General features: G+C 68.5%; 12 protein-coding genes and 1 tRNA gene. 12 read left to right on the top strand and 1 reads right to left on the bottom strand.

Translation table 11 applies throughout. From position 1 onward, the window contains the following. The first annotated feature begins 13 nt into the window (after positions 1 to 13). From hisF to pyk, 12 genes are all read left to right on the top strand, one after another. Positions 14 to 778 carry an imidazole glycerol phosphate synthase subunit HisF gene (hisF, locus tag ACU5E9_RS03360; protein WP_456812224.1) on the top strand — a complete coding sequence of 255 codons (765 nt, stop codon included), beginning with the start codon at positions 14 to 16 and terminating at the stop codon, positions 776 to 778. Next, positions 775 to 1137 (top strand): phosphoribosyl-AMP cyclohydrolase, encoded by a 363-nt coding sequence (gene hisI / locus ACU5E9_RS03355; RefSeq protein ID WP_456812223.1) that lies wholly within the window; start codon positions 775 to 777, stop codon positions 1135 to 1137. The genes hisF and hisI overlap by 4 nt, the downstream gene beginning before the upstream one ends. Further along, on the top strand, positions 1134 to 2657 hold the full coding sequence (locus ACU5E9_RS03350) for an anthranilate synthase component I (RefSeq protein WP_456812222.1): 1524 nt from the start codon (positions 1134 to 1136) through the stop codon (positions 2655 to 2657). The genes hisI and ACU5E9_RS03350 overlap by 4 nt, the downstream gene beginning before the upstream one ends. Then, on the top strand, positions 2658 to 3266 hold the full coding sequence (locus ACU5E9_RS03345) for a Trp biosynthesis-associated membrane protein (RefSeq protein WP_456812221.1): 609 nt from the start codon (positions 2658 to 2660) through the stop codon (positions 3264 to 3266). It abuts the gene before it with no gap. Between the two features lie 75 nt (positions 3267 to 3341). Then, positions 3342 to 3563 carry a DUF6704 family protein gene (locus ACU5E9_RS03340; protein WP_456812220.1) on the top strand — a complete coding sequence of 74 codons (222 nt, stop codon included), beginning with the start codon at positions 3342 to 3344 and terminating at the stop codon, positions 3561 to 3563. Between the two features lie 4 nt (positions 3564 to 3567). Continuing rightward, a complete protein-coding gene (gene trpC / locus ACU5E9_RS03335) occupies positions 3568 to 4350 on the top strand; it encodes an indole-3-glycerol phosphate synthase TrpC (RefSeq protein ID WP_456812219.1) in 783 nt (260 codons plus the stop codon). Continuing rightward, a complete protein-coding gene (gene trpB, locus ACU5E9_RS03330; protein ID WP_456812218.1) occupies positions 4351 to 5592 on the top strand; it encodes a tryptophan synthase subunit beta in 1242 nt (413 codons plus the stop codon). Further along, the gene (gene trpA, locus ACU5E9_RS03325) at positions 5589 to 6425 is read left to right on the top strand and encodes a tryptophan synthase subunit alpha (protein ID WP_456812217.1); all 837 of its coding nucleotides are present in this window, start codon (positions 5589 to 5591) and stop codon (positions 6423 to 6425) included. Before trpB ends, trpA begins: the two co-directional genes overlap by 4 nt. A gap of 82 nt (positions 6426 to 6507) precedes the next feature. Beyond that, positions 6508 to 7482, top strand: a complete 975-nt coding sequence (gene lgt / locus ACU5E9_RS03320; protein ID WP_456812216.1) for a prolipoprotein diacylglyceryl transferase — start codon at positions 6508 to 6510, stop codon at positions 7480 to 7482. Positions 7483 to 7598: 116 nt separating this feature from the next. After that, positions 7599 to 12176: a glutamate synthase large subunit gene (gene gltB, locus ACU5E9_RS03315; RefSeq protein ID WP_456812215.1), complete on the top strand. Its 4578-nt coding sequence runs from the start codon at positions 7599 to 7601 to the stop codon at positions 12174 to 12176. After that, complete coding sequence (locus tag ACU5E9_RS03310; protein ID WP_456812214.1) at positions 12169 to 13626, top strand: glutamate synthase subunit beta; 1458 nt, start codon at positions 12169 to 12171, stop codon at positions 13624 to 13626. The genes gltB and ACU5E9_RS03310 overlap by 8 nt, the downstream gene beginning before the upstream one ends. Before the next feature lie 90 nt (positions 13627 to 13716). After that, positions 13717 to 15162, top strand: coding sequence for a pyruvate kinase (pyk, locus tag ACU5E9_RS03305; protein ID WP_456812213.1), 1446 nt, complete (start codon positions 13717 to 13719; stop codon positions 15160 to 15162). 334 nt (positions 15163 to 15496) lie between these two features. Here the strand turns inward: pyk and ACU5E9_RS03300 are convergent. After that, positions 15497 to 15582: transfer RNA gene (locus ACU5E9_RS03300), tRNA-Leu, on the bottom strand. Positions 15583 to 15611 lie beyond the last annotated feature (29 nt).

The raw sequence follows: 15611 nt of genomic DNA, 5'->3' as shown, positions 1-15611 counted from the left end.
AAGCGATCAACCCATGAGCCTCGCCGTCAGAGTGATCCCGTGCCTCGACGTGGCCAACGGCCGTGTCGTCAAGGGAGTCAACTTCCAGAACCTGCGCGACGCCGGCGACCCGGTCGAGCTGGCCAAGCGCTACTACGAGCAGGGCGCCGACGAACTGACCTTCCTCGACGTCACGGCCACGGTGGATGACCGGTCGACCACCTACGACGTGGTGCGCGCCACCGCGGAACAGGTCTTCATCCCGCTCACCGTCGGCGGCGGCATCCGCAGCGTCGACGACGTGTCCCGGCTGCAGGCCTCCGGCGCCGACAAGGTGGGCGTGAACAGCGCCGCGATCCTGCGGCCCGCGCTCATCTCCGAGATCGCCGACCGGTACGGCGCCCAGGTGCTCGTGCTCTCGCTGGACGTCAAGCGCAGCCAGCGCACCGCATCCGGGTTCGTGGTCACCACGCACGGCGGCCGCACCGAGACCGACCTGGACGCCCTCGCCTGGGCACGCCAGGCGATCGAGCTGGGTGCCGGCGAGCTGCTGGTGAACAGCATCGACGCCGACGGCACCAAGGCCGGTTTCGACCTCGAGCTGATCACGATCATGCGCGAGCTCAGTAGCGTCCCGGTGATCGCCTCCGGGGGAGCGGGCCGGGTCGAACACTTCCCACCGGCGATCACGGCGGGTGCCGACGCCGTGCTGGCCGCCTCCGTCTTCCACAGTGGAGACCTGACGATTGGCGACGTCAAGCGTGAGCTTGCCGACGCCGGAATGGTGGTGCGCCGATGAACGTCGACGCCGCTCTGGACTCTGCTCTCTTCTCGCCCGACGGGCTGCTGCCCGCCGTGATCCAGCAGTGGGACACCCACGAGGTACTCATGCTGGGCTGGATGGACCGCGAGGCGCTCCGCCGCACCCTCACCGAGGGCCGGGTCACGTTCTGGTCGCGCAGCCGGCAGGAATACTGGCGGAAGGGCGACACCTCCGGGCACGCCCAGTTCGTGCGCTCCGCCGCCCTGGACTGTGACGCCGACACCCTCGTCGTGCAGGTCGAACAGATCGGCGCGGCCTGCCACACCGGCACCCGCACCTGCTTCGACGGTCGCGGCATCGATGTCACCGGCGTGATCCCCGAGGGCGCGCGATGAGCGCCGGCTCCACCACGCCCGCCCAGTTCAGCGACCTGCTCGCCGAGCACCGGGTGATCCCGGTCATCCGCGAGCTTTTCGCGGACGGCGAGACCCCTGTCGGCATCTACCGCAAGCTGGCCGGGGGCAAGCCCGGCAGCTTCCTGCTCGAATCCGCCGAACAGGGCGGGATCTGGTCCCGGTTCTCGTTCGTCGGGGTCTCCTCCTTCGGCGTCCTCACCCAGACCGGGGACGACACCGCCTGGATCGATTACGGCGTCTCCGCCGAGCGTGCCTTCGGCGGCGCCGCGGACCTGCCGCCGCTCGAGGCCCTCGGTTACCTGTACCAGCGCTGGCAGACGCCCCGGCTGGCCGAGCACCCGCCGTTGACCGGCGGCCTGGTCGGGTTCATCGGCTGGGAGGCCATCCGCCAGATCGAACGGCTGCCCAACCGGCCGCCGGCGGACTACGACGTGCCGGGGCAGGCGTTCAGCTTCGTGGCCGACCTCGTCGTGATCGACCACAAGCTGGGCACCGTACAGCTGATCGTGAACGTGCTCAACGACGGCGTCGACGCCACGGATGCGCTCTGGCCCGCCGCCCAGGCCCGCCTGGATTCCTTGCAGACCCGGCTCACCCAGCCGGCCGAGGCGTTCGTGTCCGAGGTCGACCTGGCCGCCCCGGCGTCTCCGGAGCATCGCACCGAACGCGACGACTTCCTGGCCGCCGTACAGACCTCCAAGCAGCACATCGTCGACGGCGACGTGTTCCAGGTCGTCATCTCGCAGCGCTTCGACCAGGACTGCCACGCCGACGCCATCGATGTCTACCGGGTGCTGCGCAGCCTCAACCCCAGCCCGTACATGTACCTGCTCAGCCTCGAATCCACCGCCGGTGAGCCGTACTGGATCGTCGGATCCTCCCCGGAGGCCCTGGTGAAGGTGGCCGACACCCGCGTCTTCACCCACCCCATCGCCGGCTCGAAGCCGCGTGGGGCGACCCCTGAGGCCGACGCCGACTTCGAGACCGAGTTGGCCGGCGACCCCAAGGAACGCGCCGAACACCTCATGCTCGTCGACCTGGCCCGCAACGACCTGCTCAAGGTCTGCCGCGCCGGCTCGGTGGAGGTGACGGAGTTCATGCGCATCGAACGGTTCAGCCACATCATGCACCTGGTTTCCTCGGTCGAAGGCGACCTGCTGCCCGAGATGACCGCGATCGACGTCTTCAAGGCCACCTTCCCGGCCGGCACGCTGTCCGGGGCTCCGAAGCCGCGTGCCCTGCAGATCATCGACGACCTCGAACCGACCCAGCGCGGCGTCTACGGCGGCGTCGTGGGGTACTTCGGTTTCGCCGGTGACGCCGACCTCGCCATCGCCATCCGCACCGCCACGATCATGAACGGCGTGGCGCACGTGCAGGCCGGCGGCGGCCTCGTCGCCGACTCCGACCCCGCGAGCGAGTACCAGGAGTCGCAGAACAAGGCCGCCGCACCGCTCCGCGCCGTCGCCGTGGCCAACTCCATGACCAGGGTGTACTGAGTGTCCTCCCGTCGGATCAAGCCGCTGCTGGTCCTGGCCGTGATCCTGGCCAGCGGCATCGCTCTGCTGGCCTGGACCCAGGTTTGGGTGACCGTGCGGCTCGCCGCCGACGGCACCACCCAGCAGGTGCTCGACGTGACCGGCAGCATCGCCGCCCCCGGCCTGACCGCCCTGGCGTTGGCCGGCCTCGCGCTGGCCGGGGCGCTGACCATCGCCGGCGTCGTGATCCGCATCATCCTGGGCCTGCTCGAGATGCTCCTGGGGGTCAGCGTCATCCTGTCCGCGGCGCTGGTCGTGTTCGACCCGGTCGGCGCGAGCGCGGCAGCGGTCACCACCGCAACCGGCATCGCCGGCTCCGACTCCACCCGGGCGGCGGTGAGCCAGGCCGCGCTGACCTTCTGGCCGTTCCTGGCCCTGGCCGCCGGTGTGCTGATGTTCCTCGTCGGCCTCCTGATCTGCATCACGGCCAAGCGCTGGCCGGGACCGACAAAACGGTACGACACCACCCGGTTCGAACCGGTGACGGATGCCGCCACCGGCCAGACCCGTCCGCGCGACGCCGTCGACGACTGGGACGGGCTCACCAGGGGCGACGACCCCACCGCCTGACTGAGCCCGCCTGAGTCGGGGCAACGCCCCGACAAGATAGACTTGACCCGCACGCCCATTGACCTTAGGAGAACCATGAGCTTCGAGTCGGCAGACCCCGGCCACGGCCATTCGACGGCGGCCTGGACCGCAGTCACCATCATGCTGATCGCGTTCGCCATCGGCACCGTCGCCTTCTTCTTCGAGGTCGTCTGGCTCGTCTGGGCCTCCGCGATCCTGCTGTTGCTCGGCCTCGCCGCCGGCTGGGTCATGGCCAGGGCCGGCTACGGCGCGGCCTCGGTCGACGGAAGTCACTGACTACGTGACCAGCGACCTACTAGCAGAACTGTTCGCCGGCTCGCTCGCCGACGCCGAATCCCGTCGGCTGGAGAGGCCGCACGCGGCGCTCGAAGCTGACGCGCTGGCCCAGGTACCGGCGCTGGACGCCCTGCACGCGCTCGCGCCCGCCGACCAGGTGAAGATCATCGCCGAGGTCAAGCGCGCCAGCCCGTCCCGCGGGCCACTCGCCGACATCACCGACCCCGCCGCACTGGCCGTGTCCTACGAATTCGGCGGGGCCAGCGCGATCAGCGTCCTCACCGAGGGCCGCCGCTTCCTCGGCTCGCTCGACGACCTCGAGCAGGTCAGGGCCGCGGTGTCGATCCCGGTGCTGCGCAAGGATTTCATCGGCAACGCCTACCAGGTGCTCGAGGCCCGCGCCGCCGGTGCAGACCTCGTGCTCCTGATCGTCGCCGCGCTCGACCAGGCGACGCTCGCGTCGCTGCACAGCCTTGTTCTCGAGCTGGGCATGACCCCGCTTGTGGAAACCCACAGCGCTGATGAGGTGGACCGGGCGCTCGACGTCGGCGCCAACCTCGTCGGCGTGAACGCCAGGAACCTCAGCACCTTCGAACTCGACCAGAACCTCTTCGCCAGCCTCGCCGACCGGATCCCGTCCGGCGTCGTGCGGGTGGCCGAGTCAGCGGTCAAGAGCGCGGCCGACGTCGCCCACTACCGGTCCGCCGGTGCCGACGTCGTGCTGGTCGGAGAAGCGCTGGTCACCAGCGACCCCATTCTCACCCTCACCGAATTCTTGGCGGTTTAAATGTCTACTGGAACAGAGTCCCTCGGCACCAATTCACTCCGCGCCCAAAGCGGCCCCTACTTCGGCGACTTCGGCGGCCGGTTCGTGCCGGAGTCCCTGGTGGCCGCGCTCGACGAGCTCTCCGCCGAATACGCCCTCGCCAAGGCCGACCCGGCTTTCGCGGCCGAGCTGACCGAGCTGCACCGCAGCTACACCGGCCGGCCGTCGCTGATCACCGAGGTGCCCCGGTTCGCCGCACACGGCGGCGGCGCACGCATCATCCTCAAGCGTGAAGACCTCAACCACACCGGTTCGCACAAGATCAACAACGTGCTCGGCCAGGTGCTGCTCACCAAGCGCATCGGCAAGAAGCGCGTCATCGCCGAGACCGGAGCCGGCCAGCACGGCGTGGCCACGGCGACTGCGGCCGCCTTGTTCGGGCTGGACTGCGTCGTCTACATGGGCGAGGTCGACACCGAACGCCAGGCGCTCAACGTCGCCCGGATGCGCCTGCTCGGCGCCGAGGTCGTGTCGGTGAAGACCGGCTCCCGCACCCTCAAGGACGCCATCAACGACGCCATGCGCGACTGGGTGACCAACGTGGAGACCACCAACTACGTTTTCGGCACCGTCGCCGGCCCGCACCCGTTCCCGGCGATGGTGCGCGATTTCCAGAAGATCATCGGCGAAGAGGCCCGGCAGCAGGTGCTCGACCTCACCGGCCGGCTGCCCGACGCCGTGACCGCCTGCGTCGGCGGCGGCTCCAACGCCATGGGCATCTTCCACGCCTTCCTCGACGACCCCGAGGTCGCGCTCTACGGCTACGAGGCCGGCGGAGAAGGCATCGAGGGGCTGCGACACGCCGCCACCCTCACCAAGGGACGGCCCGGTGTCCTGCACGGCGCCCGCAGCATGATGCTGCAGGACGAGGACGGACAGACGGTCGAATCCCACTCCATCTCCGCAGGCCTGGACTACCCGGGCGTCGGCCCGGAGCACGCCTGGCTCGCCAGCATCGGCCGGGCCACCTACCTGCCGGTCACGGATGCCGAAGCCATGGACGCGCTCCGGCTGCTCAGCCGCACCGAGGGCATCATCCCCGCCATCGAGTCGGCGCACGCCCTGGCCGGCACCCTTGAACTCGGCAAGCAGCTGGGCCCGGATTCGATCATCCTCGTCAACCTCTCCGGTCGCGGCGACAAGGACATGGAAACCGCCGGCCGCTACTTCGACCTACTCGACGCTGGAGCGCAGCAGCTGTGAACACGAGCACCACCGGCCACACCACCGGCAAGACCGTCAGCACCGTCGAGACCACGATCGCGGCCCGCCGCGCGGCCGGCGGCGGCGCCCTGATCGGCTACCTGCCCGTCGGGTTCCCCACCTTGACCGAGAGCGTCGACGCTGCCGTCGCGATCGCGAAGAGCGGCGTCGACATCATCGAGCTCGGCCTGCCGTACTCCGACCCGGTCATGGACGGCCCGGTCATCCAGGCCGCCACCCAGCAGGCCCTGGCCAACGGCTTCCGCCTGCGCCACGGTTTCGAGGCCGTCGCCGCGATCACCGCGCAGGTCGACACGCCCGTGCTGATCATGACCTACTGGAACCCGGTGCTGCAGTACGGCGTCGACCGGTTCGCCGACGACCTCGCCGCCGCCGGGGGAGCCGGGCTGATCACTCCCGACCTCATCCCCGACGACGCCGGCGCCTGGCTGGCCGCGAGCGAACGGGCCGGCCTCGACCGGGTGTTCCTCGCCGCCCCGTCCTCCTCGGACGAGCGCCTGGTGCAGGCCGTCACCCGGAGCCGCGGCTTCGTCTACGCCGTCTCCACCATGGGCATCACCGGCGCCAGGAGCGACGTCGACTCCGCCGCCCGGGTGCTCGTCACCCGGCTGCGCGAGGCCGGCTCCACCAGCGCCTGCGTGGGCCTGGGCATCTCCACGCCCGCCCAGGTGCGCGAGGTCCTGCAGTACGCCGACGGCGCTATCGTCGGGTCAGCGCTGGTCAAGGCGCTCTCCGACGGGGGAGTCGACGCCGTCGCGACCCTCGCGGCCGAGCTCGCCGCCGGTGCCCGCGATATCCGCGCGGCCATCTAGTCGTCACCCAATAGGGTAAATTGTCCGAGGCGGTCGACCGACCGGCTCGTGAGTGACGCTCGCGTCACGATGAAAGGTTGTTGTGGTGTCGTTTCCCTTGAGCATTCCGAGCCCGGAGTGGAGCTTCTTCGACCTGGGTCCGTTCCGCATCCACGCCTATGCGATCTGCATCCTGATCGGCATCTTCCTCGCCACCGCCGTCACCAGCCGCCGGCTGACCAAGCGCGGCGGCGAACCGGGAGTGGTGCTGGACATCATCCTCTGGGCGGTGCCTTTGGGCATCGTCGGGGCGCGCATCTTCCACGTGCTGACCCACCCGGATGACTACTTCGGCGCCGGGAAGAACCTTTGGGAGGTCTTCGCGGTCTGGAACGGCGGCATCGCCATCTTCGGCGCCCTCCTCGGTGGCGCCGTCGGCGCGTACATCGGCTGCCGCCGCGCCGGCATCCGGTTCTGGTCCTTCGCGGATGCGCTGGCCCCCGCGATGCTCCTGGCCCAGGCCATGGGCCGCCTCGGCAACTGGTTCAATCACGAGCTGTTCGGCGTGCCGACCACCCTGCCCTGGGGCCTCGAGATCGAAACCGCCAACGCGGCCTGGCCCGTCGGCCTCCCCGCCGGCACCCTGTTCCACCCGATCTTCCTCTACGAGATCGTCTGGAACCTCCTCGGCGTCGCCGTCATCCTGATCCTCGAGCGCCGTTTCCGCCTGCGCTGGGGCACCGCGTTCGGTTCCTACCTGATCTGGTACGGCGCCGGCCGCAGCGTCTTCGAGACGATCCGGGTCGACCCGAGCGAGATCTTCCTGGGCCTGCGCACCAACGTGTGGGCCGCCCTGTTCGCCGTCGTCCTCGGCCTGGTCATCATCATTGTGCAGAGCCGACGCCACACCGGCGTCGAACTCAGCCCGTACCTGCCGGGACGCGAGTGGAAGCCGGTCGACCCTGAGGTAGAATCTGGTGAAACCGATTCCGAGCTCGAGGATCACGGCAATGAGGCTGCTGAACCCGTTGAATCACGCGACGTCGACGCCACAAGCACAACCGACTCCCGCCCCTAACCGAGGTCATCCCACCCGGTCCACGGTTTCCGCCCCCATTACCGGGCGGCCGGTATCTCCTCTTCCAGCGGGCCAACGTCGTCCCCACCTGCCAGTCATTTTGTGAGGACGGTCTAATGACCCAGCAACCACTCTTCTCGCGGTTCAGTAGTGTGCCCCAAGAACAGGGTCTCTACAACCCGCACGACGAGCGCGACGCGTGCGGTCTCGCCATGGTCGCCACCCTTCGGGGCACGGCCGGACACGACATCATCACGCGCGCCCTCGACGCGCTCCGCAACCTCGAGCACCGCGGTGCCGTCGGGTCGGATGCCGGCACCGGTGACGGCGCCGGAATCGTCACCCAGATCCCGGACGAGTTCTTCCGCGCCGTTTCCACGTTCGCGCTGCCCGAGGCCGGTCGCTACGCCGTCGGCAACGTCTTCCTCCCCACCGAGCCCACCAGCCGCAGTGCGGTCAAGGGCGCGATCGAACGGATCGCCCGCGAGGAGAGCCTGGTCGTGCTCGGCTGGCGTGAAGTGCCCGTGCGCCCCGACGAGGTCGGCAACCTGGCCCGCGCCGCGATGCCCGCGATCCAGCAGCTCTACGTATCCAGCAGCCGCCTGGCCGAGGACGGACTGCCGCTGACCGGCATCCACCTTGACCGCCAGGCCGTCCGGCTGCGGAAGCGCGCCGAACGCGAACTCGAGACCTACTTCGCGTCGCTGTCCTGCCGCACCATCGTCTACAAGGGCATGGTCACGACACTCCAGCTCGAGCCGTTCTACCCCGACCTGTCCGACGAACGCTTCACCTCGAAGCTGGCGCTGGTGCACTCGCGGTACTCCACCAACACGTTCCCGTCCTGGCCGCTCGCCCAGCCGTTCCGCATGATCGCGCACAACGGCGAGATCAACACCGTGCAGGGCAACCGCAACTGGATGCGCGCCCGCCAGTCCCAGCTCGAATCCGAGCTGCTCGGCGACCTCGGCCCGCTGTTCCCGATCGTCACCCCCGGCGCCAGCGACTCCGCGTCCTTCGACGAGGTCGTTGAACTGCTCAGCCTGTCCGGCCGCTCGCTGCCGCACGCCGTCATGATGATGGTGCCGGAGGCCTGGGAGAACCAGCCGGGCCTGGACCGCGACCGCCGCGCGTTCTACGAGTACCACTCCATGCTCATGGAGCCGTGGGACGGCCCCGCCGCGATCGTGTTCACCGACGGCACCCTCGTCGGAGCCACCCTTGACCGCAACGGCCTCCGCCCCGGCCGGTATGTCATCACCGATGACGGCCTCGTCGTGCTCGCCAGCGAGATCGGCGTGCTCGACGTCGACCCCGCCCGCGTCGTGCGGAAGGGCCGTTTGCAGCCCGGCAAGATGTTCCTCGTCGACACCGAGGCCGGCCGCCTCATCGAAGACGAGGAGATCAAGGGCGAGCTCGCCGCCAGCGAACCGTGGGGTTCCTGGCTGGACGCCGGCCGGATCAACCTCAAGGACCTGCCGGAGCGGGAGCACATCGTGCACCCGCCGGCATCCGTCGTGCGCCGCCAGCGCACCTTCGGCTACACCGAAGAAGAGGTGCGGATCCTGCTCGCGCCGATGGCACGCACCGGCGCGGAGCCGCTCGGCGCGATGGGCAGCGACACACCCATCGCCGTGCTCAGCGAACGCCCCCGGCTGCTCTTCGACTACTTCACCCAGCAGTTCGCGCAGGTCACCAACCCGCCGCTGGACTCGATCCGGGAAGAGGTCGTCACCAGCCTCAAGCTGGGCCTCGGCCCTGAGTTGAACCTGCTCTCCGCCGGTCCGGAGCACGCCCGCCAGGTCGTGCTCGACTTCCCGGTGATCGACAACGACGAGCTGGCCAAGATCCAGCACATCGACACGTCACCGGGCAGCCGCACCACCACCACCATCCGCGGCCTGTACCGGTTCGACGACGGCCCCGGCGCTCTCTCCAGCCGGATCGAAGAGATGTGCCACGAGGTCGACGCGGCTATCGAGGCCGGCGCGCTGTTCATCGTGCTCTCCGACCGGGACAGCTCCAAGGACCTCGCTCCGATCCCGTCGCTGCTGATGATCGCGGCGGTGCACCACCACCTCATCCGCACCGAGAACCGCCTCAAGGTGGGCATCGTGGTCGAGGCCGGCGACGTGCGCGAGGTGCACCACGTGGCCCTGCTGATCGGCTACGGCGCCAGCGCGGTCAACCCGTACCTGGCGATGGAGACCTGCGAGGATCTCGTCCGCAGCGGTTTCATCACCACCGTCACGCCCGAAAAGGCCGTGAAGAACGTGATCAAGGCGCTCGGCAAGGGCGTGCTCAAGATCATGTCCAAGATGGGCATCTCCACCGTGTCGTCCTACGCCGGCGCGCAGACCTTCGAAGCGGTCGGGCTCAGCCAGGAATTCATCGACCAGTACTTCACCGGCACCACGAGCAAGCTCGGCGGTGTGGGCATCGACGTGATCGCCGCGGAGAACCTCGAGCGTTACGCCGGGGCGTACCCGCCGGATGCCGCGGTCACGGTGCACGAACGCCTCGCCACCGGCGGCGAATACCAGTGGCGCCGCGACGGGTCCCCGCACCTGTTCAACCCGGAGACGATCTTCCGGTTGCAGCACTCCACCCGCACCCGCCGTTACGACATCTTCAAGGAGTACACCAAGCTCGTCGACGACCAGTCGGAGAGCCTGATGACCCTGCGCGGTATGTTCTCGTTCAACGTCGGTGCGCGCAAGCCCGTGCCGATCGACGAGGTCGAATCGGTCGCGTCGATCGTGAAGAAGTTCTCCACCGGCGCGATGAGCTACGGCTCCATCTCGCAGGAGGCGCACGAGACCCTCGCCATCGCGATGAACCGCCTCGGCGGCAAGTCCAACACCGGTGAGGGTGGCGAAGACCTCGACCGCCTGCTCGACCCCGAACGGCGCAGCGCCGTGAAACAGGTCGCCTCCGGCCGGTTCGGTGTCACCAGCATGTACCTCACCCACGCCGACGACATCCAGATCAAACTCGCCCAGGGCGCCAAGCCCGGCGAGGGCGGTCAGCTGCCGCCGACCAAGGTGTACCCGTGGGTCGCCCGTACCCGGCACGCCACCGCCGGTGTCGGCCTGATCTCGCCGCCCCCGCACCACGACATCTACTCCATCGAAGACCTCAAGCAGCTGATCTTCGACCTCAAGCGAGCCAACCCGACCGCGCGCATCCACACCAAACTGGTCAGCCAGTCCGGTATCGGTGCCGTCGCGGCCGGTGTCGCCAAGGCGCTCTCCGACGTGATCCTGGTCTCCGGGCACGACGGCGGCACCGGTGCGAGCCCGCTCAACTCGCTCAAGCACGCCGGAACGCCCTGGGAGCTCGGCCTGGCCGAGACCCAGCAGACGCTGATGCTCAACGGCATGCGCGACCGGGTTGTGCTGCAGGTCGACGGCCAGCTCAAGACCGGCCGGGACGTCATCATCGGCGCCCTGCTCGGAGCGGAGGAGTTCGGTTTCGCCACCGCCCCGCTCATCGTCGAGGGCTGCATCATGATGCGGGTCTGCCACCTGGACACCTGCCCCGTTGGCGTCGCCACCCAGAACCCCGAGCTGCGGAAGCGCTTCAGCGGCAAGGCCGACTACGTGGTGAACTTCTTCGAGTTCATCGCCCAGGAGGTGCGGGAGTACCTCGCCGAGCTCGGTTTCACGAGCCTGGAAGAGGCCACCGGCCGCAAGGAGATGCTCAACATCAACGGCGCCCTCAACCACTGGAAGGCATCCGGTCTCAACCTGGCGCCGATCCTGGTCGGCCCGGACTTCTCCGCCCTCGAGCCCCGCCGCGCCCACCGCGAGCAGGAGCACGAGCTGGAGAAGCACTTCGACAACGAGCTCATCCGCCAGAGCAGCAGCGTGCTCGAGCACGGCGGTGAGGTGAAGATCGCCCTGCCGATCCGCAACACCGAGCGCGCCGTCGGCACCATGCTCGGCCACGAGGTGACCCTGCGGCACGGCGAGAACGGTCTGCCGGCCGGCTCCATCGACGTCACCCTCACCGGGTCCGCCGGGCAGTCCTTCGGCGCATTCCTGCCGAGCGGCATCACCCTGCGCCTCGAGGGCGACTCGAACGACTACGTCGGCAAGGGTCTCTCCGGCGGTCAGATCACCGTCCGCCCCGACCGGAGCAGCACCTTCGCCGCCGAGGACAACGTGATCGCCGGCAACGTGATCGGCTACGGCGCGACCCTGGGCAGCATGTTCATCCGCGGCATCGTCGGCGAACGCTTCCTGGTGCGCAACTCCGGCGCCACCGCCGTCGTGGAGGGCGTTGGCGACCACGCCCTCGAGTACATGACCGGCGGACTCGCCGTGATCCTGGGCAAGACCGGCCGGAACCTCGGTGCGGGCATGTCCGGCGGAACGGCGTACGTCTACGGCCTCAGCAGCGACCTGGTCAACCGGGACTCGCTGGACTCGGGCGAGCTGACCCTGTTGCCGCTGGGCAGCGCCGACATCGAAATCGTCGGGGACCTGCTCGAACAGCACCTGGCCCAGACCGACTCGGTCCTGGCCGCGCAGCTGCTTGCCGACCGCGACACCACAATGAAGAACTTCGTCAAGGTACTGCCGCGTGACTACGCGGCCGTCCTGGCAACCAGGCAGAGCGCTGTCGCCGAGGGGCTCGACCCCGACGGCGATGTGGTCTGGAACCGCATTTTGGAGGTAACCAATGGCTGACCCGAAAGGATTCCTGAAGACCACGGATCGGGAACTCCCGCCGAGGCGACCGGTATCCATCCGTCTGATGGACTGGAAAGAGGTCTATGAGGCCGGTGACTCCGCCGTGCTCAAGCGCCAGGCCGGCCGCTGCATGGACTGCGGTGTGCCGTTCTGCCACCAGGGCTGCCCGCTGGGCAACCTGATCCCGGAGTGGAACGACCTCACCTGGCGCGACGAGGGCCGCCAGGCCATCGAACGCCTGCACGCCACGAACAACTTCCCCGAGTTCACCGGCCGGCTCTGCCCCGCACCGTGCGAATCGGCCTGCGTACTGGGCATCAACCAGCCTGCCGTCACGATCAAGCAGGTCGAGGTGTCGATCATCGACCAGGCCTTCGCCGAGGGCTGGGTCACCCCGCAGCCGCCCGGACGCCTCACCGGTAAGACCGTCGCCGTCGTCGGCTCCGGCCCCGCCGGACTGGCCGCCGCCCAGCAGCTCACCCGCGCCGGCCACACCGTCGCCGTCTTCGAACGGGACGACCGGATCGGCGGGCTGCTGCGCTACGGCATCCCCGACTTCAAGATGGAGAAGAAGCACCTCGACGGCCGCCTGGCCCAGATGACCGCAGAGGGCACCCGGTTCCGCGCCGGCGTGAACATCGGCGTCGACATCACCTGGACCGACCTGCGCGCCCGCTACGACGCCGTCATCGTCGCCACCGGCGCGATGGTGCCCCGCGACCTGCCGATCCCCGGGCGCGACCTGCCCGGTGTGCACTTCGCCATGGAGTACCTGGTGCAGCAGAACAAGGTTGGCGCCGGCGACACCGTCGACAACCAGATCGTCGCCGAAGGCAAGCATGTCGTCGTGCTCGGCGGCGGTGACACCGGTGCGGACTGCATCGGCACCGCGCACCGCCAGCTCGCCGCATCCGTAACCAACCTCGCGATCGGCAAGCAGCCCGGCGACAGCCGGCCGGACCACCAGCCCTGGCCGATGTCGCCGACCCTGTTCGAGGTGTCGAGCGCCCACGAAGAGGGCGGCACCCGGCAATACCTGGCTTCGACGATCGAATTCCTGGCCAACGACGCCGGCGAGGTGCGCGCCATCCGCGTCGCCGAAACCGAATATCTCGACGGCCGGCGTGTCCCGAAGGCCGGAACCGAAAGAGAAATTCCCGCCGATCTGGTCTTACTGGCACTGGGTTTCACGGGTCCCGACAGCACCGAACTGACCCATGAGCTGCACGTACCGCTCGACGACCGGAGTAATGTCGTGCGTGATAGTGATTACCAGACCAGCCACGAGGGTGTATTCGTTGCCGGAGATGCGGGCCGAGGTCAGTCGCTCATCGTATGGGCGATCGCCGAAGGGCGCGCTGCCGCGGCAGCCGTCGATCGGTTTCTCGAAGGCGAGACTCAACTGCCCGCCCCGGTGAAGCCGACGGATCATTCGTTTGCCATCTGAGCGAACGAACTGAATTCCGCTGCCCATTTTCTCCACCCAACCGAACGCACCAATGCGCCATACCGGCGCGGAAACCGGAGATCCACCAGTATGAGACGCGCGAAAATCGTCGCCACCCTCGGGCCGGCAGCATCAAGCTATGAGCAGATCCGCGCCATTATCGACGCCGGCGTTGATGTCTGCCGCATGAACCTCAGCCACGGTGACTACACCGTGCACGAGAGTGTCTACGCCAACATCCGCAAGGCCGCCAACGACTCCGGTCGCGCCGTTGCTGTCATGGTCGACCTGCAGGGCCCCAAGATCCGCCTCGGAAAGTTCGAGGGCGGCCCGTACGACCTCGCCGTCGGCGACATCTTCAAGATCACCACCGAGGACATCCTCGGCACCAAGGAGCTGTCCGGCACGACCTACAAGGGCCTGCCGAACGACGTGAAGCAGGGCGACTTCCTGCTGATCGACGATGGCAAGGTCAAGGTCGAGGTCGTCGAAACCGACGGCACCGTCGTGACCACCAAGGTCATCGTCGCCGGCCCGGTGTCGAACAACAAGGGCATCAACCTGCCCGGCGTTGCCGTCAACGTGCCCGCACTGAGCGAAAAGGACGAGGCCGACCTGCGCTGGGGCCTCCGCCTCGGCACCGACCTGATTGCGCTCTCCTTCGTGCGCAATGCGGCCGACATCGACCGGGTGCACGAGATCATGGCAGAGGAGGGCCGCAAGGTTCCCGTCATCGCCAAGATCGAGAAGCCGCAGGCCGTCGAGGCCCTCGAGGGCATCGTCGATGCCTTCGACGCGATCATGGTCGCCCGTGGCGACCTCGGCGTCGAGCTCCCGCTCGAAGCCGTGCCGATCGTGCAGAAGCACGCCGTCGAGCTGGCCCGCCGCATGGCGAAGCCCGTCATCGTCGCGACGCAGATGCTCGAATCGATGATCCACAGCCCCGTTCCGACGCGCGCTGAGACGTCCGACGTCGCGAACGCCGTCCTCGACGGTGCTGACGCGGTCATGCTCAGCGGCGAGACCAGCGTCGGCGAGTACCCGGTGGTCACCGTGCAGACGATGGCCCGCATCGTCGCATCGACCGAAGACCACGGCCTGGAGCGGATCGCTCCGCTCACCAACAAGCCGCGCACCCAGGGCGGCGCCATCACGCTGGCCGCCATCGAGGTCGCCGAGTTCGTCGAGGCCAAGTACCTCTGCATCTTCACCGAGTCCGGCGACTCGGCACGCCGCATGGCGCGCCTGCGCTCCTCGATTCCGATGCTGGCCTTCACGCCCGAGCCCGGCATCCGCCGTCGCCTCGCACTGACCTGGGGCGTGCAGACGTACCTGGTCGACCGCGTGACCCACACCGACTCGATGTTCGGTCAGGTCGACGACATCCTGCTCGGCCAGGGCCTGGCAGAAATCGGCGACAAGGTCGTTGTGATCTCCGGTTCCCCTCCCGGAATCGCCGGTTCCACGAACGACATCCGGGTTCACCGCATCGGTGACGCCCACAACGGTGTCGCTCCGGCGTACGCCCAGCAGTAGGCACCACAGCTTCACCCGCACAGCTTCACCCGCACACCGGCCCCGCAGAGAAATCTGCGGGGCCGGTGTCGTTTGCAGGCGGTGATCGGGTCAAGAGCGGCCGTGCAACGCCGATGGACGCTTGTGCAGCCCGGCGTGGCCCACCAACCCGCCTGAGCGCCGCCGCGGCCTGAGAAGGGCGTGTACGGCCGCTGAGTGCGCGCCGGGCACCGCGCCGGAGGTTCCGGGCCGGTGGCGTCAGTCGGGGGAGTCAGGCCGGGGAGTCAGGCCGGGTGCTGGGGCGGATACACCGCACGCCCGCGGCCGGTATTCCGGCGACGGGCGTGCGATGAAGTGGTACCGGTGGTGGGACTCGAACCCACACGTCCTCTCGAACAAAGCATTTTGAGTGCTCCGCGTCTGCCATTCCGCCACACCGGCTCACAACACCTGCACCAGAATACCGTAGG

Source organism: Cryobacterium sp. AP23 (assembly GCF_054075385.1).
This window is presented reverse-complemented; position numbering and strand designations above follow the sequence as displayed.